Annotated in this window: 15 protein-coding genes and 1 pseudogene; 6 read left to right on the forward strand and 10 right to left on the reverse strand. The window is 50.1% G+C overall.

Annotated elements, in window-relative coordinates:
* The first annotated feature begins 45 nt into the window (after positions 1 to 45).
* Positions 46 to 618, forward strand: a complete 573-nt coding sequence (gene kptA / locus BEA93_RS10640; protein WP_001151954.1) for an RNA 2'-phosphotransferase — start codon at positions 46 to 48, stop codon at positions 616 to 618.
* Here kptA and BEA93_RS10645 read toward each other — a convergent pair.
* The 6 genes from BEA93_RS10645 to BEA93_RS10670 all read right to left on the reverse strand — a co-directional run bounded on the left by BEA93_RS10645 (position 613) and on the right by BEA93_RS10670 (position 6,361).
* The gene (locus BEA93_RS10645; RefSeq protein WP_105224530.1) at positions 613 to 1,791 is read right to left on the reverse strand and encodes an MFS transporter; all 1,179 of its coding nucleotides are present in this window, start codon (positions 1,789 to 1,791) and stop codon (positions 613 to 615) included. The two genes, kptA and BEA93_RS10645, sit on opposite strands and share 6 nt — an antisense overlap.
* A 69-nt stretch (positions 1,792 to 1,860) precedes the next feature.
* Positions 1,861 to 2,721 (reverse strand): SdiA-regulated domain-containing protein, encoded by an 861-nt coding sequence (locus tag BEA93_RS10650; protein ID WP_105224529.1) that lies wholly within the window; start codon positions 2,719 to 2,721, stop codon positions 1,861 to 1,863.
* A 64-nt stretch (positions 2,722 to 2,785) separates the two neighbouring features.
* Positions 2,786 to 3,043, reverse strand: coding sequence for a DUF3343 domain-containing protein (locus BEA93_RS10655; protein ID WP_001517685.1), 258 nt, complete (start codon positions 3,041 to 3,043; stop codon positions 2,786 to 2,788).
* A complete protein-coding gene (gene yjiL / locus BEA93_RS10660; protein ID WP_105224528.1) occupies positions 3,040 to 3,807 on the reverse strand; it encodes a putative 2-hydroxyacyl-CoA dehydratase activator YjiL in 768 nt (255 codons plus the stop codon). The genes BEA93_RS10655 and yjiL overlap by 4 nt, the downstream gene beginning before the upstream one ends.
* A gap of 9 nt (positions 3,808 to 3,816) precedes the next feature.
* Positions 3,817 to 4,962 carry a double-cubane-cluster-containing anaerobic reductase gene (locus BEA93_RS10665; protein WP_105224527.1) on the reverse strand — a complete coding sequence of 382 codons (1,146 nt, stop codon included), beginning with the start codon at positions 4,960 to 4,962 and terminating at the stop codon, positions 3,817 to 3,819.
* Between the two features lie 118 nt (positions 4,963 to 5,080).
* Positions 5,081 to 6,361 carry a DUF445 domain-containing protein gene (locus BEA93_RS10670; protein WP_085448622.1) on the reverse strand — a complete coding sequence of 427 codons (1,281 nt, stop codon included), beginning with the start codon at positions 6,359 to 6,361 and terminating at the stop codon, positions 5,081 to 5,083.
* Between the two features lie 174 nt (positions 6,362 to 6,535).
* Here BEA93_RS10670 and BEA93_RS10675 point away from each other — a divergent pair, with 174 nt between their 5' ends.
* The 4 genes and pseudogenes from BEA93_RS10675 (at position 6,536) to BEA93_RS10690 (ending at position 10,038) form a co-directional block, all read left to right on the forward strand.
* Positions 6,536 to 7,483, forward strand: coding sequence for an Rpn family recombination-promoting nuclease/putative transposase (locus BEA93_RS10675; protein ID WP_105224526.1), 948 nt, complete (start codon positions 6,536 to 6,538; stop codon positions 7,481 to 7,483).
* 237 nt (positions 7,484 to 7,720) lie between these two features.
* Positions 7,721 to 7,849, forward strand: a complete 129-nt coding sequence (locus BEA93_RS10680; RefSeq protein WP_228995449.1) for a DUF1127 domain-containing protein — start codon at positions 7,721 to 7,723, stop codon at positions 7,847 to 7,849.
* 95 nt (positions 7,850 to 7,944) lie between these two features.
* Positions 7,945 to 8,598, forward strand: a pseudogene (locus tag BEA93_RS10685) (DUF262 domain-containing protein); the annotation flags it as partial.
* 276 nt (positions 8,599 to 8,874) lie between these two features.
* Complete coding sequence (locus BEA93_RS10690; RefSeq protein ID WP_105224525.1) at positions 8,875 to 10,038, forward strand: GmrSD restriction endonuclease domain-containing protein; 1,164 nt, start codon at positions 8,875 to 8,877, stop codon at positions 10,036 to 10,038.
* 46 nt (positions 10,039 to 10,084) lie between these two features.
* On the opposite strand, the gene symE is transcribed toward BEA93_RS10690, so the two are convergent.
* The 4 genes from symE to hsdR form a co-directional block, all read right to left on the reverse strand.
* Positions 10,085 to 10,426, reverse strand: a complete 342-nt coding sequence (gene symE, locus BEA93_RS10695; protein ID WP_046076301.1) for an endoribonuclease SymE — start codon at positions 10,424 to 10,426, stop codon at positions 10,085 to 10,087.
* 227 nt (positions 10,427 to 10,653) lie between these two features.
* Entirely contained in the window at positions 10,654 to 11,982 is a 1,329-nt protein-coding gene (locus tag BEA93_RS10700; protein ID WP_105224524.1) for a restriction endonuclease subunit S, read from the reverse strand.
* Positions 11,979 to 13,568, reverse strand: coding sequence for a type I restriction-modification system methyltransferase (gene hsdM, locus BEA93_RS10705; RefSeq protein WP_105224523.1), 1,590 nt, complete (start codon positions 13,566 to 13,568; stop codon positions 11,979 to 11,981). Before hsdM ends, BEA93_RS10700 begins: the two co-directional genes overlap by 4 nt.
* A 201-nt stretch (positions 13,569 to 13,769) precedes the next feature.
* Positions 13,770 to 17,282 (reverse strand): type I restriction-modification system endonuclease, encoded by a 3,513-nt coding sequence (gene hsdR / locus BEA93_RS10715; RefSeq protein WP_105224522.1) that lies wholly within the window; start codon positions 17,280 to 17,282, stop codon positions 13,770 to 13,772.
* Positions 17,283 to 17,469: 187 nt separating this feature from the next.
* Between hsdR and mrr the strand changes: the two genes are divergently transcribed.
* The gene (mrr, locus tag BEA93_RS10720; RefSeq protein ID WP_105224521.1) at positions 17,470 to 18,384 is read left to right on the forward strand and encodes an adenine/cytosine-specific restriction endonuclease Mrr; all 915 of its coding nucleotides are present in this window, start codon (positions 17,470 to 17,472) and stop codon (positions 18,382 to 18,384) included.
* Positions 18,385 to 18,391: the final 7 nt, after the last annotated feature.

The following is an 18,391-nucleotide window of genomic DNA, read 5'->3' on the forward strand; positions in this document are numbered from 1 at the left end:
TAACGATGAGTAAGTAAAGGCGGAAAATACAAGGATGAATGCAAAATGGCAAAGTACAGTGAAAAAGATCTGGCGGATACGAGTAAGTTTTTAAGTTTTGTCCTCCGACATAAACCAGAGGCGATTGGCATCGTGCTGGATCGTGAAGGGTGGGCGAATATCGATAAGCTCATACTCTGTGCACAAAAAGCGGGCAAGCGGTTAACGCGTGCATTACTGGATTCCGTGGTCGCCACCAGTGATAAGAAGCGCTTTAGTTATTCCAGTGATGGTAGGTGTATTCGTGCTGTTCAGGGGCATTCGACTTCGCAGGTCGCTATTGCCTTCACCGAAAAAACACCGCCACAATTTCTCTACCACGGTACGGCAAGTCGTTTCCTTGAGGCGATAAAAAGTCAGGGATTAATTGCAGGGGAGCGTCACTATGTGCATCTCTCTGCTGATGAAGCGACAGCTCGCAAAGTAGGAGAAAGACACGGAGCGCCGGTTATCTTAACCGTCAAAGCACAGGAAATGGCGAAACGAGGAATACCTTTCTGGCAAGCGGAAAACGGGGTCTGGCTGACATCAACTGTTGCGGTTGAGTTTCTTGACTGGCAAGGGAAACAGCCCTTATGAAGTCACCACTTGCAGCTTAAACAATTGCACTGTGCAGATCAGCGCCGCAATAAACAACGCCGCTGCGCCACAGAGAGTGGCACTGGCGAGAGCCGATGTTCCGTTGCCGAGCAAACTGGTCAGCGCCGGGCCAAGAATTTGCCCAATGCCGTAAATAAGCGTCACAAAGCCTAACAGGTTGAGGTTTCCCGGCACACTAAGCTGGCGGGCGATGGTCATCACCAGCGAGGTGGTACCCATAAAGGTGCCGCCAAACCCAACACTACTGATGATGAGTAATAAAGGCGAGCTGCTGGCGAGGGTTAACAGTACGCAGATCGCCTGCACCAGTAAGTTCGCTGTCAGGCAAGGTAACGCTCTCCAGCGTTTTGCCGCCCACAGCCAGCCAAAGCAACCCGGGACAATCGACAAGCCAACCAGCGTCCAGAGATGGGCGGTTAACAATGGCGAGCCTGCATCTTTCGCCATCAGCGGCAGATAAGTGGCGACGATGATATAACCAAAACCTGCCAGACCATACAGAATCGCCAGCAACCACCAACTCATCATCTGTTGATCGTTTTTTGCCAACGGCGCAGGCGCGATGAGGTGTTTTTTCGACGGGATCAATAGTGCCAGAACAATCAATATAATGGCAGAAAGCGCTCCGGCTCCTTGCCACAATGTTTGCGAGGAGAGGGTAAAATGCAGTCCCGCCAGCACATATTCATTGCCCAGCGCGATACCGACGCCAACGCCAGAAAACAGCGCCGCAAGCACAAAGGGATGGCGGGTATGTTGCATAATCAGCGTCGAGCCGAATATCAGCATTCCGGCGCTGGCGACGCCCGCCAGAAAGCGAATCAACAACACCAGAACAAAAGTTGGCAACCATGCCATCGCGAGGATCAATAATCCGGTTGCCAGGGCGCAAGCCAATAAAAACGGGCGCAGACGCGACGGCAGATGAAACGCGCCGAATGAAAACAGCATGCTGCCTGCCAGATACCCTGCGTAGTTGCCGCTGGCAATCCACGACAGTTCGCTAAATGAAAACGTTCCTTCCGCCAGCATGACAGGTAGCATTGGCGTATACAGAAAGCGGCCTAACCCCATCCCTAAGGTCAGAACCAGCATCCCAAAAAACGCGGTGCTGAAAGAGAAGCGTTCTACGGGATGCAATGAAGGGGACATGTTTTACCTTATTTGTATTTTTTTTGTTGTTAACAAGTTAATAACAAAAAAGGAAAACATGCCAGCCTGTTAATGTGATGATGTAGGGGTAAAGCGATAAAAAAGATTGGGTTCGCCAACGATATAGATATTGCCAGTGGCGTCCATCGCTATCCCTTCGGCCTGTTTGATGTTATGTGACAAACCCCGGCTACCTTTGGTAAGCGACATCTCACCGATGACCTCGCCTGTTTGGGGGACTTCCTGGAGTGCGCGAGACTCATGAGACAGCACCAGAAGTGTATTTTTTTGTGGGTTAAATTCCGCGCCAGACACGTCGTCTAAAGTAAATTGCCGTTGTAATGATTTATCCTTGCTAATGTGCAACTCGTCACTACGTAATAGTCCGGTAACTTTATAGATCTCAATCGGGTTTTTCTCTTTAAAAAACCAAAAAGTGTGGTCCTGGCGAGAATAAGCCAGTCCTTCAAAACCACTATTGGTCGGCGTTTCCTGCAGCGGGATTTTTATTTTTTTGAGGATTTTCACCTCTGAGTTTTCATTAAGAGAAATGACATAAATGGCATAATCGCGCTCATCGCTAATGACAAACTGATTATCGCCAATGTATTCGATCGTCTCGAGATCTTTTACAAAATCCAGAGGAATAGTGCGGATCAAGTCGCCATTGGTGGTCATTTCAACAATTGCCGCGGGCTTGTTGATAGTACTAAACAGGGTATTGCTCTGTGCCGACCAGGTCAGCGAGGAGATATTATTCGTTACACCTTCAATTTCTTTGCCGCCAATGGTGGCGTGGTAATTCTGAAATGATGTCGCATGATTGCTTTTACGGGCGCAAGATTGCACAAAGAAAAAACTCACGACTACGATGGCAAAAAGAATAGCAATACCCGTGATGCGTTTATGTAACGAAAAACTTTTTGTCATGGCATTCCCTTTAAGGCAAATCAATAAGATATCGAGAAGTATACGTAGCGATCTTAATGAATCCTTAACGCGGAGTTGAATCGTAATCTGCAATACACAGCCAGCTCCCATCCTGCTGATAATAAATTGACTCTGTTTGACCTGGGATAACCCATTGTGTTTCCTCACCAGCAGGACACCTCAACCAGATGCATAGCCCACAGCCTCCACGTAACTCACGGGGAATATCCGAGACGCGAAAAGCCATGCCCGCTGCTTGCAGCGCCTTGCGCGTTTGCACGACGCCGACCGTTGAATGAAATAAAAATAAGAATTCCGTCATGCCCGTTTTCTCTGCCGCTGACCAATCACCGCTGCGCCAATTGCGCCAGCGAATTGTGCATCAGGATGGGTATGTACTGGCATTCCCAGGTGAGTTTCCAGCATCCGGGAAAAGACCTGGCAATGGCTGACACCGCCAGTAAACAGAATCGACGCTTCACAGGAGAGACGAGCAATGAAATTGGCGCTGCGGCGCGCCATAGCGTTAATCACTCCGGCGAGAATCGCTTCCGGCGCTACCCCGGCAGAACGCAGACTGATCACTTCTGATTCGGCAAACACCGTACACATACTGCTGATGGCGTGCGGTGGCACATTTTCGGTAATACAGTCGAGTTCCTCGATGCTGGTGCCCAGCGTACGCGAAATCACTTCCAGAAAACGTCCGGTTCCTGCCGCACATTTGTCATTCATCAGGAAGTCACACAGATTACCGTCACCATCAAGTTGAATCACTTTGCTGTCCTGGCCGCCGATGTCGATCACCGCGCGCGTTGCTGGCGCAAGAAATCGCGCTCCCAGCCCGTGGCAGGAGATTTCCGTCACCTGTTTATCGGCAAAATCCACCAGTTGCCGCCCGTAACCGGTGAGCGTCAGAAACGGCGTTGTCTCTAACCCTTCGCGCAGAGTTTCCCAGGCTTCTGTAATTGCTATTGCCGGGCGAAATGGCGTTGGAACGAGGAAACGGCGCATAATTACGCCGTCTGCCAGTAAGATCCCTTTGGTGGCGGTAGAACCGGAATCAATGCCTATCGAATACCTCACAGCCACCTCTTACAGCATCTCAATAAAGGCCGCGACGCGGGTACTGAGCTGCCCGATATCCGAAGTGGAGTAGTCCGTTTCAATGGCGATATAAGGAATGTTGTGCTGCTGGCGCACGTGACGTTTAATCGCCAACGATTCCACCGCGTAGGTATGGCACGCCTGCAAAATCACGTCTACCACGCCATCGACCTGATACTCCTCCACCATCTGGCTGAGCATTTTCAGACGTTGATCATTCGGAGAAACACAGGAGCAGCCAATCGCCAGATACTTGTCGGCCAGCGCATCATAGACATCGCCCGTTTCCGCCACACATTGCTCAGTCGCTTTTGCCCCCGTGCAGTTTTCATAACCGACCACCCAGCCGCCGTTCTCTTCAATCGCGCGCACCACTTTCTCTGCTGCGCCGCCAATTGGGCAGCCGGTAATTAAAATGCGTGGACGCGGCTCCAGCCGCTGACCTTCTTCCCATTGCTGACGAACGCGGGCGGTCATTGTATCCAGTTCATTGATCAATGCGTCTTTATCGAAACGGAAGGTTGCGCCGTAAACGACTTTCAGAATGTCGCTGCCGCTAAGCGCCGGGGGATTTAACTGCCCCAGATGATAGAAGTTCGCCAGTGCACGGCGTTCGCGATTTTTCAGTGTAATGGCATCGCGCAACGCGTCTTCTGTGATCTCTTGCCCGAAACGTTCTTCCACTACCTTTTGCAAGCGCAGCATTTCAGCTTTCCACAACGCGCGCGAAGCCTCGTCCTGCACACTGTTCGGCAGTTGCATCACATGCACGGGTTTAAACTCCGCCATGTACTCGTACATTTTCTTTTTGCCGTCGCAGGTAGTTTCACCGACCACCAGATCAGAAAAGTAAGGGCATTTATCAGTTTTGCCGAAGCCGTAGCTACTTTTAATCAGCGGACAGAGGTTGCGCGGCAGATCTTTCTCCGCTTCTTCAATGGTTTCATCAGAGGTGGAACAGAGCGAGACAACAACCGCCCCGGCGGACATTGGGATCTCCTGCGGCATAAACGTGCAGTAGGTGCCAACCAGCGGAATGCCGCGCTCTTTGAGATCCATGACGGTGAGAAAGCCTTTTTGGCGAGCTTCGGAGAACTGATCGAAAATGGCGGGTAGATCGGTGACAAGTGACATGATTTTCCTTCCCCGTAACACGGGAGATGATGAAAAGAGGCCACATTATTACCATGTTTTTAGTGTGGTTTATTTGATCTCTCTCGCGGTTAGCCTCTTAGCGTATTTTCATTGATCTCTAAAAATTGCCGATGGATAACAAGGTCGGGATTTGCGATAAAAGATACAGTATCAACCCGATACAACCCCCAACCAGCGTGCCATTAACGCGGATAAACTGGAGATCTTTGCCGATGTTTAACTCGATTTGCCGTGACATATCTCGTGCGTCCCAGCTTTTTACCGTGTCAGTAATGTGTCGCGTCAGGAATGCCGAAAACTCAGGCGCGACGCGGTGCGCGGCCTGTTCGAGATGACCATTTAACGACGCCCGCAAGGCGTCATCGGCAATTAACGTCTCGCCAAACCACTGACCTGCCCGCGCGATACGCTCCTTCACGCGAGAGTCTTCGCTGTTGATATCCGCTTTCAGCCACTGCCGTAAATCCCCCCACAATTCACTGAGATAGCGGTTAAAGGCTTCATCTTCTTTCAGATACGCTTTGATATTGTCGGCGCGCGCCGTCATTTCGGGATCGTTTTTTAGCTTATCGATCAACGCAAAGGTGGCGCGATCAAACGCATGGCGGATCTGATGAGCGCGATCGCGGCTGATATCATCAAGCAAAGAATTCACGGCATCAGAAACCAACTCTGCGCTATGTTCACCCAGCCATTCGGTAGGCAAAATTTTGGCTTTTAGCGGGTGTTCACTCTCCAGCCAGCGGACAATCTGCTGGGCGATAAATTTGCGCGATTTATCACGCTGGAGCAGGGCTATCAACTGTGCGATCAGCGTATCGAGCAGCACCTGATGACGATCGTTTTTGGTCATGCTCTCCAGCATCAATGCACTGGTGCCGGAAAGATCCACTTTATCAATCGCCCGATGCACCGCGCGCTTAAGCAGACGCTGAATACGTGCATCATCGGTCAGTTCGAGAAAACCACTCATGATCTGCAACAGATGCTGACCGACACGGCGGGCGTTTTCCGGCTGGCTAAACCAGTTGCCAATCAATAATGCCGGTTCATGACGACGAATCAGCGCGACCAGCGATTGGGTATCAAGAAATTTTTCCTGCACGAACTGGCCGAGGTTTTCGCCAATCCGGTCTTTATTTCGCGGAATAATCGCCGTATGGCGAGAAATAATCGGAATCGGCACGCGGCGAAACAACGCCACCACCGCAAACCAGTCTGCCAGCGCGCCGACCATTGCCGCCTCTGCGATAGCCTTAACACCACTCACCCAAAAATTGGCGGGTAGAAAAAGCGTAACAACAAAGGTCGCAGCAGCGACGAGCAGCAAAGAGAGCGCCAGCATTTTGGCGCGTCGGAGTTCAATGATTTTATTCATATCGTAAGGATAGAGCCTGGCGGTAGATTCACGCAAAAATCGAGATGCCTTCCAGAAAAATGTATCGCTTGCAGGAGAACCAAAATAGCCTGGAAAGCGCCTCGGGGAATGGGAAATTACCGGGTGAGAGTCGGTTTATTAATCGCTAAAGTCAGGCCATCTCTTTTATAGGTGATGGCTCGCCATGACAAACTTCACGACCAGCACGCCGCATTATTTAAATCCTTTCTCACCCACCCTGACACCGCGCGGGATTTTATGGAGATCCACTTACCCAAAGATTTACGTGAACTGTGCGATCTCGACACCTTAAAACTGGAATCAGCCCGCTTTGTCGATGAAAAATTGCGGGCGCTACACTCCGATATTCTGTGGTCGGTAAAGACCCGCGAAGGTGATGGCTATATCTATGTGGTGATTGAACATCAGAGCCGCGAGGATATTCATATGGCCTTTCGTCTGATGCGATATTCCATGGCGGTGATGCAGCGCCATATAGAGCATGATAAACGCCAACCGCTACCGCTGGTCATCCCTATGCTGTTTTATCACGGTAGCCGTAGTCCTTATCCCTGGTCTTTGTGCTGGCTGGATGAATTTGCCGACCCGGCTACCGCACGGAAACTTTATTCCGCCGCGTTCCCGCTGGTGGATGTCACCGTGGTGCCGGACGACGAGATTGTGCAGCATCGCAGAGTCGCCCTGTTGGAGTTGATCCAAAAGCATATTCGCCAGCGCGATCTGATGGGGCTTATCGATCAACTGGTAGTATTACTGGTTACAGAGTGTGCTAATGACAGCCAGATAACTGCGCTGTTAAATTACATTTTACTGACTGGCGATGAAGCGCGTTTTAAGAAGTTTATCAGCGAACTTACCCGTCGAATGCCACAACAAAGGGAGCGAATAATGACGATTGCAGAGCGAATTCATCATGATGGATGGCTGTTGGGGAGGGAGAAAGGGAAAGAAGAAGGGGAACAGCGCCTCCTCCGATTGTTGTTGCAGAATGGGGCAGATCCTGAATGGATACAAAAAATCACCGGACTTTCGGCAGAGCAAATACAGGCATTAGAGCAGCCCTTGCCTGAAAGCAAGCGCGATCCATGGATCGAGTACTAATCAGAGACTGATGGCATACGAAAAACTGCCTGATGCGCTACGCTTATCAAACCTACATTTTATCTGCAATCTATTGAATTTACGATATTTGTAGATGCTGTTTTAACCTGTCTGTATGTTAAATAAAAGTAATAGTTGTATCTGCATTGTGAGCTGCCAGAAGGCGGATGATGAAGCCTCTGAAAGATGAGGAGGCAGCAGATGTAATTTCACGAAAACAAAGCCAAAGCGCCGTTTATCGGCCTTGTGCAACTCTGGCAGGCGGTGAGAAGCTGGTGGCTGAAAAAGCAGACCCGGCGCGTGTTACAGCAGATGAGTGATGAGCGGTTGAAGGATATTGGGTTGCGCAGGGAGGATGTGGAGTGAAGGACAGTTCGTCGCGGATAAACAGGATTTCTCTATAACCTCCACAAGGAAGTGGTTATTATTGCGCCATTATTGCTTCATGGAAGGACGCCAGGATGAAAGCCACAGAGGCTCGCCTACTCGATTTTTTAAAACGTTCGCAGCAGTTTGTTATTCCCATTTATCAACGCACCTATTCATGGACCGGGCAACAATGTCGGCAACTTTGGGACGACATCATTCGTGCCGGAAAGCGTGACGATATATCAGCGCATTTTATCGGTTCTGTTGTTTATATAGAGCAGGGGTTGTATCAGGTTTCTGGTATTTCTCCGTTGCTGGTCATTGATGGTCAGCAGCGGCTGACGACCGCAATGTTGCTGATTGAGGCTTTATCGCGCCATCTTGGCGAAGACGAAGTTTTTGAGGGCTTTTCGGCAATGAAATTGCGTAATTATTATTTACTCAATCCTTATGAGTCCGGCGAGAAAGGATTTAAATTACTGCTGACTGAGACTGATAAAGACAGTTTGCTGGCGTTAATAAAACAAAGACCAATGCCAGAAAACTATTCCCATCGAATAATGAAAAACTTTACTTTCTTTGATGAGCAAATTGCCAAACTCGGTGATGACTTGAGCCCCTTATGTCGTGGGTTAGCAAAGTTATTAATTGTCGATGTGGCGCTTAATCGTGGTCAGGATAATCCGCAACTGATTTTTGAAAGTATGAATTCCACCGGTAAGGCGTTAAGCCAGGCCGATCTGGTGCGCAATTTTATTCTGATGGGCCTCGAACCAGAGCATCAAACCCGGTTGTATGAAGATCACTGGCGACCAATGGAAGTCGCTTTTGGTCAGCATGGTTACAGCGAATATTTTGACAGTTTTATGCGTCATTATCTGACGGTAAAAACGGGGGAGATCCCTCGGACAGATGAAGTCTATGAGGCATTTAAACTGCATGCCCGCAGCCAGAGTGTTGCTGAAAAAGGCGTGGATCGGCTGGTTGAAGATATTCACATCTATGCGGAGTATTACTGTGCGATGGCATTGGGTAAAGAAAGTGACAAATCGCTTGCCACGGCTTTTCATGACTTGCGTGAGTTAAAAGTCGATGTGGCGTATCCTTTTTTACTGGTGCTTTATCATGACTATAAAAATAGCGTTTTGTCTCACGAAGATTTCCTGCGCATAATTCGTTTAATTGAATCTTATGTTTTCCGCCGTGCAGTATGTGCGATTCCGACAAATTCTCTGAATAAGACGTTTGCGACTTTTTATAAGGCCATTAATAAAGAAAAATATCTGGAAAGCGTTCAGGCGCATTTATTAGAACTACCTTCATATCGTCGTTTTCCCAACGATGAGGAGTTTAAACGGGAATTAAAAATTCGCGATCTCTATAACTTCCGCAGCCGCAGCTACTGGTTACGACGACTGGAAAACGATAAACGCAGAGAGCGCGTGGAAGAGTTTACGATTGAACACATTATGCCACAGAACGAGAACCTGTCGGCTAAATGGCGCGAAGAGCTGGGAAGTGACTGGCAGCGTGTGCATAAAGAACTTTTACATACGTTGGGGAATCTCACTTTAACGCGCTATAACTCCCGCTACAGTGACAGATCTTTTGCGGAAAAACGCGATATTGAAGAGGGCTTTAAACATAGCCCGCTCTATTTGAATATCGGTCTTGGACAGTGCGAAAAATGGGATGAAGCTGCCATTCATGCCCGAGCCGATCGTCTGGCGGAGCTTGCGGTCCAGGTCTGGGGGACGCCGTATCTTCCGGAAGAGGTATTGGCGGTCTGGCGTGCGCAACCGGCCCGCTTGCCCCGGTACAATTTGAATGATTATCCGTTCTTACAAAAAGGTGAGCATAGCCGAATCTTGTTTGATTATTTTTGCGATGCAGTGATGCATATAGGTGCCGGGATTACGCAGGAAGTATTGAAACGGTATATCGCCTTTAAAGCTGAAACGAACTTTGTCGATGTGGTGCCACAGAAAAAACAATTGCATTTGACACTGAATATGCCATTTCCCGAACTGATTGATCCTCAACGGATGGCAAGAGATGTAACCGGTATGGCACGTAGTGGCAATGGCGATGTGGAAATTGGTTTCAGCGACCTAACACAACTTCCTTACATTATGGGATTAATTCGTCAGGCATTTGAAAAGCAGATGGAGAGCGCGTTGGTGTAACGCGGCGAATAATACCCGGTAGCACTGGCGCTACCGGGTCAATGTATCAGGCGACTTTCTGTTTACCGGCAATCACCCCAATAAACTCCCGCACCTGCTTTTGTTTACGCGCCGACAGTTTGCACACCTGGCGCAGCGACTGCATCAGTTCGCTCTCTTCGGTGGCGGGTGGTTGGGCGGTGAGGACAATACAGCCTTCCATCACTTTGACATCTACCGCCGTGCCGGTGGCAAAACCGGCGGCTTCCAGCCACTGACCTTTCAGGGTGATGGCGGGAATACGGCTGTAATCCGGGTAGCGACTCGCATAACTCACGGTTAATTGACGGTTATTTGCCGGGGAGACTTCTGCTTCGAACGGTTGTGCAATAGAATGCGTGTCAGTCATAACTGCTATTCTCCGATAATAGTGATTGTGATGAGCGGTGCGGGTGTGTTGGCGCACATCCGCACCGCGCTAAATACCTGAATATATCATCAGTAAATACAGGGAAAGTCCAGCTAAAAATAGAATAAAATGGGCGGTTTCTGGAATGATTTAAATATATTTGCGTGAGTTATGATTGGCGTGAAATAATAAAAAGCGCACCGGAAAGGTGCGCCAGAAAATAATGATCAGGATTTTTTACGCGAGGCTTTTTTACCCCCGCTGGCTGCGCGTTCAGCTTTGATTTTTTCCAGCAACGCGGCGGCGCTGTTTTCTCCGCTGATTAATTCCGGGTTTTCGGCCCGCCACTGGGCGGTGAGTTCACCACGGAACGCTTTTGCCAGGATGGATTGCGTCAGGTTGTTGACGCGGGCTAAGGCGTTGTTGACCTGTTTTTCTATGGTGTCGGCGTAGGCGAAGAGTTGCTCGACGCGGCGAACAATTTCGTGTTGTTCTTTTAAAGGGGGAACAGAGATCTCAAAATTTCGGAGACTTGACAGCGATACTGTTTTTTGTGCAGTCCCAGTAGCAACATCGCTTGCATGTTTGAAAATCTGTGGTGATTCTAAATAGAAAGCTAAAAATCTATGATCAATTAAATTTCTGTTTGGCTTGATTATGGCAATATGTCGTTGGAAACAAAATGGTTTATTGTTGTTAACAATTACAGGTATTCCATAAGAACCTGTAACTGTATATAAGATATCATATTGGCATGGTTTTCTAATTTCTTTCAGCGATTGGTAGTAAGATTCAGGCACCCATCTGGATACATTATCAAAATCAATCACCCCTTTATTAACGTCGGAGATTACGAGGAAAGGTATTCCTGTTTCTGATTTTGGAGGAGCCTGATGATCACCATCTGAAATACTTGTACAAATATTTTTTAATAAGTATATTTCCCATTGCTTCGTGTTTTTTGATAATTTTCCATTAACAACAGCAGCCAACACCGTCTGACGAAAACGTTTCAGGATTTGTGGGATTTGCTCAAGACGTGCTTTGGTGCTGTCTACCTGCGCCAGCAGCGTATCGAGTTTTTCAGCGATGATTTTTTGTTCGGCGAGAGGCGCTAAACTAACAGGTAGTTTTCTCATATTCGCTTGTGTAAGTTTAAGCCTGGTCCCGCCGTTTACATAATCATGATAGTCGAATTGGTTAAGATAATGGCATAAATACTTGTTATGGCTTAGTCCAGAGATAGCTCTTATTACATGAGCATGATTATTCACCCACGTTTTACCATACAGCATATAAGCCTTATTTTTGTGCCCATCAAAAAAAGGAACACCATCTTCACCTAATGCAACAAGTTCTTCATCAAAAATATAATCATCAATTTTACCGACTTCACCGGTAGCACCAAAATAGGGATAAAGTTCATTTTCTTTTTTTCCTGCAATGCGTGATTGTCTCTCAGAATTATTAACCGGGACACGCATTGAGTCTAAAATATCAACGATATTTTCTAATTGAGTTTCAACCCACCCCTCCGGCAATTTCTCTGCACTCATTCCTTTACCTCACCAAACGCTTCTTCCAGTAACTGACGCTGCGCGTCCGCCTCATCGCTCGCCCCCAGTTCACGCATCAGCGCATCCAGTTCGCCCAGCGCCTGCACCAGTTCGCCCATCGCTTCTGCCGCTAATACATCCGGCTCTGGCAGGCTGTCGGCATCAATGCTGTCTTTATCTTTCAGCCAGGAGATATCCAGTGAATCGGATTTCGCGGTGCGGATCCACTCGCGGCTGAACTTGCGCCAGCGGCTGGTGGCCAGATGCTGGTCGGTGTTTTTGTTCTCTTCGCTGTCGGCAACTTCCGTCTCTTCGGCGTTAAAACTCCATTCACCTTCAGTGCGCGGGCTTAAACCGTGCGGGTCTTCGCCATACACGCGCTCAAACGGCTGCAGATGCTCGTCGGTAAACGGCGTGCGCTTGCCGAAGCTTGGCATATTGGTACGCAGGTCGTATACCCACACATCATCGGTGCAGTTCTTATCCTGATGCGGGTTCGCCACCGTCCCTTTGGTAAAGAACAGCACGTTGGTTTTCACGCCCTGCGCGTAAAAAATACCGGTCGGCAGACGCAGAATAGTGTGCAGATGACACTTATCCATCAGGTCACGACGAATGTCGGTGCCTTTACCGCCTTCAAACAGCACGTTATCCGGCACCACGACCGCCGCACGACCGCCGGGGTGCAGCGTTTCGATAATATGCTGCATAAAGCACAACTGTTTGTTGCTGGTCGGGTGAACAAAGGTGCGGGTAATATTGGTGCCTGCGGCGCTGCCAAACGGCGGGTTAGTGGCGACAATATGCGCCTTCGGCAGATTTTCACCGTCGCTACCCAGAGTGTTGCCCAGACGGATTGCGCCGCCGTGGTCGAGGTTGCCTTCAATATCGTGCAGCAGGCAGTTCATCAGTGCCAGACGACGGGTGCCGGGCACCAGTTCGAGGCCGATAAACGCGCGGTGGATCTGGAAATCCTGCGTGTCGCCATCAAGGTCATCCAGATCGTTAGTCTGCGACTTAACGTAGCGGTCGGCTTCAATCAAAAAGCCCGCCGTACCTGCTGCCGGATCCTGCACCACTTCACGCGGCTGCGGTTTCAGCAGATGAATAATGGTTTTAATCAGCGGACGCGGGGTGAAGTACTGGCCCGCACCAGACTTGGTTTCATTGGCGTTCTTCTGCAACAGCCCTTCGTACATATCGCCGAAGTCATCGCGCGACTTACCGTGCGTACCGTTGTACCAGTCCAGTGAATCCATATTGCTGACCAGCTCGGTCAACTGTTTTGGCTGGGTAATGGTTGTGTTGACGTTCTGGAATACCGCCTGCACCAGCTTTTGATTGTCGGCGCCCAGATGTACCAGCAGGTTACGGTAGAACTGCAACTGCTCCTGGCCGATGCGCGATTTCAGGTCATCCCAGCGGTAGCCTTCCGGCAGGTATTCCGCTTCCTGTCCGGTCTCTTTACACATTTTCAAAAACAGCAGCGAGGCGAGTTCATTGACGTAGTTTTGATAGGAAACGCCGCCATCGCGCAGGTTGTCGCACAGCTTCCATAGCTTCGCGACCAGATCGTTATTGTTCATTGTGAGTTCCGTAAATTAAGCAGCGGCCCGCATGTTCGGGGCCGCAGAAAAAGAAATTGCCGGGGGGTAATATACACAAAATCATTCAGGTTGCATCAAGGTGGCAAGCGAGTGAATCCCCAGGAGCGTACAGAAGTACGTGACCGTGGTGAACGAGCGCAGCCAACGCAGAGGCAGCCTGAAGGATGAAGTGTATACGTGTCAGGCGAGTTCATCCCAAATATAATCGCTGAATTTATCGAGCAGGCTGTCGAGATTATCGTCGAAGGTTCTTTGCAGCATTGCCTTCCCGCCGCGACGGTGGAAGTTGCCGGTTTTGAACACATCGTCGTCGAGCACCACTTTCTCTTTCAGCGCCTGCGCTAAACGATCGAGCCAGCTTAATTGCTCGCTGCTCCAGTCGTTTTCGCCCTTAATGCGCGTCAGCGCGTGATCGACACGTTCCTCAAACGGTTTCAGCGCATCGCCCACCGCCGCGCGGCGAATATGTCCAATCAGCCGGGCGGCGATATCTTCATTGCGCGTCTCTTTCCACGCTTTGCGCAGGGAAGATTCCTCAAAGTGCTGGCGGTCAAACCACTCCTGTAGCTCGACCAGTCCTTTACGGGTGAGATCGCGCGGGCGATTGATCACCGCCTGCAATGCTGGTTGCGCGTTCGGGGAACGTTGCACCAGCGAGTCAAAGGCTTCGAGGAAATCCTGCGGCGTGTCGTAATCACCGTACAGCGATTTTACGCTCACCACTTCATCGTCGATATCGAGGAAGATCGGCGCATCATTCAGGTTGTTGATGTCGATTTTCAGCTTTTCCAGACGGGCGATAAAGCCAGGCAGTTTGTTAAAGATTTCGGCGCTCCAGTGCGGCCCTTTTTCCCGCAGGCGCGAGGCGAAGCCGTTAAAGTTCACGCCCGCCGCGTCCTGGCATAGCTCATCCAGACGACGCACCTGTTTGTCTATCGTTTCGCTGCGGTCACGGTTAAACGTGGCCAGGCCGATGATGCGCTGGAGCTTCGCCACCAGTTGTTCATGGCTGTGCTCGGCAAAGCTACGGCCGTCCGCTTCGGTGATTTTATAGGTTCCTGAATCGGTAATTTCGTTGACCAGCGTTTGCAGTTCCACCTTCGGGCGCACCACCACCGGACGCATGGTGTCGACGCTCTCCAGCGTGCTGTAGATATCGACGCAGTCGAAAATCTTAAAGCTGGTTTTATTCACGTCCGGGCATAAGCGCGTGGCGCGGCCTTTCATCTGCTCGTACAGAATACGGCTGCGTACTTTACGCAGGAACACGATGTTACATATCGACGGAATATCGACGCCGGTGGTCAGCAGGTCGACGGTCACCACGATATTAGGCAGCCGCTCTTTATTGAAACGGGTGATCATGGTCTGCACTTTGCGCGCGTCTTTATCGGCATCACCGGTGATCTTGATGATCGCGTCGTGCTCCAGTTGCGGATACTTTTTCTTAAACGCGGTACGCAGCTCTTCCACCACCATATCGGCATGGGCATTGGTGACGCAGAAGACCAGCGTTTTTTGTGACCCGGTCGGGTCAAGGTAGTTGGTGAGTTCGTTACAGACGGCGCGGTTAAACGCCGGGATCACCAGACCACGGTTAAAGTCGGCGACCTCAAAATCCTGATCGTCTTCCAGGGTGTCGTTGATCACTTCCCCCTGCGGGCTGATGCGTTCAACCTGTTCGCCTTTGGAGAGATAAACTCCCTCCTGTGCGTTGCGGGTGGTGATCTGAATCGGCGGATCCTGGTCGATCAGAAAACCGTCGATAACCGCGGTACGGTAGGTGTAACGGTAAACCGGCTCGCCGAAAATCTGCACCGTATGCAGCGCCGGGGTGGCGGTGAGGGCGATTTTTACCGCATCGAAGTGATCGAGAATGCGACGATAGGCAGAAACGTAATCCAGTTGGCTGCGGAACTGCAGTTCGCCTTCGGTCTGCTCTTTATCGAGAATGTAGCCGCGATGCGCTTCGTCAACGACGATACAGTCGTAACGGGCCACCGGCATTGGTTCATCTGATTGCAGGGTGCGTTTCACCAGCGACTGTACGGTGGCTACGTGAATTTTGGTGCTGTCTTCCGGGAATTTATCCGTCAGCCCTTTAATGTCGAAAATGCTGTTGAAAGTGTCGCCGTTAATACGTGTATCTTCAAACGCGCCCAGCGCCTGTTCGCCAAGAGAACGGCGGTCAACGAGGAAGAGAATGCGTTTAAAACGCTGGGACTGGATCAGGCGGAACATCATGGCGATCGCCGTACGGGTTTTACCTGTACCGGTCGCCATTGCCAGCAGGATCTCTTGTTGACCGTTGACGATTGCCTTTTCAACCGCGCGGACAGCATCTTCCTGATAATAACGCAGGCCCAGCTCGCTCATGCCAGGGTTATTGGCAAACCACTGATTCTGTTTTTGCGGTTCGCTGGCGAGCATTTCCAGCAGCTCTTCCGGGCGATGCCACTCGGGTAGGGCTTTCGACATATTGCGGGTATCACGCACGTCGCGATACCAGATGCCGCTTTTAGTTTTCATTGCTGCGCGGTATTCGCGCCCGTTGGTCGAGTAGCAGAAGGGGATTTTAAACCGTTGTTGGCCGCTGGTGTCCTGCCAACTGGTTTCATACTCCGGCACCGCTTCATGCACTTCATCCGGTGAGTAATGCTCAAGCAAGGTTTCCCGCAGGAAGCCATTATCGAAGCATTTACTGTAGCGATACGACTCATTGAGCTTTGCGGGAACGTCGATATTTTTACGTTTCGCCTCTACCACCGCGATGGGCTTGAGGCCGACAAACAGCACATAATCCGCAAAGCCCTGTTTACCCGTTTCATCTTTCCCGGTCGGCCATTCAGCAATGGCTTTATTGACGCCGGGTTCCGGGCGTGCGCCTTTGGAGAAGCGCAGGGTTTTGCTATCGGCCTGCCAGCCTGCTTTACGCAGTTGCGCGTCAATCAGGAAGCGACTCTCTTCTTCGCTAAGGTTGAGTGTGCGCTTGATGGCCTGATCGGTAATTTCTTTGTGGTAAGCCTTACGTTCCTGTTCGGTCTGTTTTGCCAGTTCTGCGTTCTTCTCGGCGAGCTGCGCTTCCAGTGCAGCAAGGCGAGCCTGGGTTTGCGCTTCGGTTTCCTGCTGTTTGCCTTCCAGAATGGCAATATAGCCGTTCAGGGCAACCAGCTTCTGCTGTTGCGCTTCGACTTCTGCCTGAGTCTGCGCTTTTTCTCGCACCTGCTGTTCAAGCTGTTGTTTTAGCGTCAGCACTTCCTGGTGATAGAGGTTCTCGCCACGTTCTGGCAATACAAACACAGGCACCGGGAAGTCATAATCTTTAGTGACCAGACGGTAGTACCAGACTGCCAGGCGGAACCCGAGTCGCAGGCACATCTGGGCATCGTCGAGATCGTTATGATATTCGTGCACCGCCTGGTTACCAATGCGGCGTAATTTGTGGAATACAGAGAGAATGTTGTCATCAACGAAGGCGATTTTGCCGAGTTCGCGCAGGAGATCGTGTTGATTCTCACAAGGGGGGATGTTGAGTAACAGACCAAGATGTTTCGCTGTGGCTTCGCCAAACATACGCATTTTAATCAGCGTCGTGTTGGGATCATCCGGGTAGTTATTTTCCGCCGCACAGGCGATGGCATAAGTGAAGTCGTTGACGCCTTTCAGGAATTCAAAATTGGATTTATTCATCATTGTTATTAATCCATTGCTGTGTGGGCCTGTCCAAATATTTAAGGCCCATAACATCTCATCTTAGCTTTCTGTACCTTTCCGGGCAATGACCGCGGTCACAGCAACTGACTCATTTCTAACGTGTTCGTCTATTTTTGTAGTGCTATAGTAGCCGAAAAACATCTACCTGATTCTGCAAGGATGTACTATGACGGTTCCTACCTATGACAAATTTATTGAACCTGTTCTGCGTTATCTGGCGACAAAACCGGAAGGTGCAGCCGCGCGTGATGTCCATGAGGCTGCCGCGGATGCATTAGGGCTGGATGACAGCCAGCGAGCGAAAGTCATTACCAGCGGACAACTTGTTTATAAAAATCGTGCAGGATGGGCGCATGACCGTTTAAAACGTGCCGGGTTATCGCAGAGTTTGTCGCGTGGCAAATGGTGCCTAACCCCCGCTGGCTTTGACTGGGTTGCGTCTCATCCCCAGCCAATGACGGAGCAGGAGACGAACCATCTGGCCTTCGATTTTACGAATGTCAAACTCAAGTCACAGCCGGATGCCGTCGATTTAGAGCCAAAAACCGACACTCCCGATCATGAAGAACTGGCAAAGAGCAGCCCGGACGATCGGTTAGATCAGGCGCTAAAGGAACTTCGTGATGCGGTGGCTGATGAGGTTCTGGAAAACTTATTGCAGGTTTCTCCTTCGCGCTTTGAAGTCATTGTTCTGGATGTTTTGCATCGCCTGGGGTATGGCGGCCACCGTGATGATTTGCAGCGTGTTGGCGGTACTGGAGATGGTGGTATTGATGGCGTAATCTCGCTTGATAAACTGGGCCTGGAGAAAGTTTATGTTCAGGCAAAACGTTGGCAGAACACTGTAGGCAGGCCAGAATTACAGGCGTTTTATGGCGCACTGGCCGGGCAAAAAGCGAAACGTGGAGTTTTTATTACCACTTCTGGATTTACGTCTCAGGCGCGTGACTTTGCCCAATCCGTCGAGGGGATGGTGTTGGTTGATGGGGAACGCCTGGTGCACTTAATGATCGAAAACGAAGTAGGGGTTTCTTCACGTTTGTTGAAGGTGCCGAAACTGGATATGGACTATTTTGAGTGAAAAACCT

It is taken from the genome of Escherichia sp. MOD1-EC5950 (genome assembly GCF_002965345.1).
Lineage (GTDB): Bacteria > Pseudomonadota > Gammaproteobacteria > Enterobacterales > Enterobacteriaceae > Escherichia > Escherichia marmotae.